Source organism: Polynucleobacter sp. MWH-Jannik1A5, from assembly GCF_018881795.1.
Taxonomy (GTDB): domain Bacteria; phylum Pseudomonadota; class Gammaproteobacteria; order Burkholderiales; family Burkholderiaceae; genus Polynucleobacter.
Genome location: NZ_JACVPQ010000014.1, coordinates 1 through 867 on the forward strand (window position 1 = coordinate 1; position 867 = coordinate 867).

At 50.9% G+C, this 867-nt stretch carries 1 protein-coding gene; it reads left to right on the forward strand.

Going from position 1 to position 867, the window contains the following annotated elements:
• Positions 1-867: autotransporter-associated beta strand repeat-containing protein (locus ICN23_RS09720; protein WP_216232051.1), on the forward strand; the 867-nt coding region annotated here is incomplete at both ends.

The window sequence follows — 867 nt, forward strand, 5'->3', positions numbered from 1 at the left end:
TGTAATTTCCGGAACAGGCTCACTCACCAAACTCGGCTCTGGCACCTTAACCTTATCTGGCACCAACACCTACACCGGTATCACTACCGTATCTGCAGGTACTTTAGCTCTTGGCGCTAGTGATGTGATCTCCAATAGCTCAGCACTGACAGTCAATGGCGGTACTTTTGCTCTAGGCGCTAACTCTGATACGGTTGGTGCTGTCACCATCGGCACAAACGGTGGATCGATCACTAGCACCACTGGTGTTCTGACTAGTTCTAGCTACACCTTCAATAACACCAGCGCAGCAACGGTATCTGCGATCTTGGCTGGTAGCGTAAATCTGACTCAAGCAGGCAGTGGTACAAGCACATTGTCTGGTGCGAATACATATAGCGGCAGCAATACCCTGAGCGGTGGTACGTTAGCGCTGAGCGGCAACGGTACCTTAGGTTCTGCCGCCAATAACTTAACCATGAGCGCTACGGCAGCATTGGATCTGCAAAGAGCGCTTACCGTTGGTAATTTGGTAATGGCCACCGGCAATACGATTACCAATAGCACTGGTAGCTCTAGCTTGACCGTTGGTGGTACCTCTAGCTTAGGTGGCTCAATCACAACCAGCGGCAACCAAACTTATACCGGCGCTACTACGATTGCAGCTAATACCAGCTTAGCAAGCACTGCCAACGGAACCATTACCTTTAGCTCTACTGTCAATAGCGCTAGTGCAGCTGCTTACAGCCTTACCACTTCAACTGGTACAGGCTCAACTGTCTTTGCAAGCACGGTTGGTGCGAGCTATGCACTCGCTTCCTTGAACACTAGTGGCGATACTTCTATCGGTGGATCAGTGACCACTGCCGGAGTACAGGGTTATGGTGG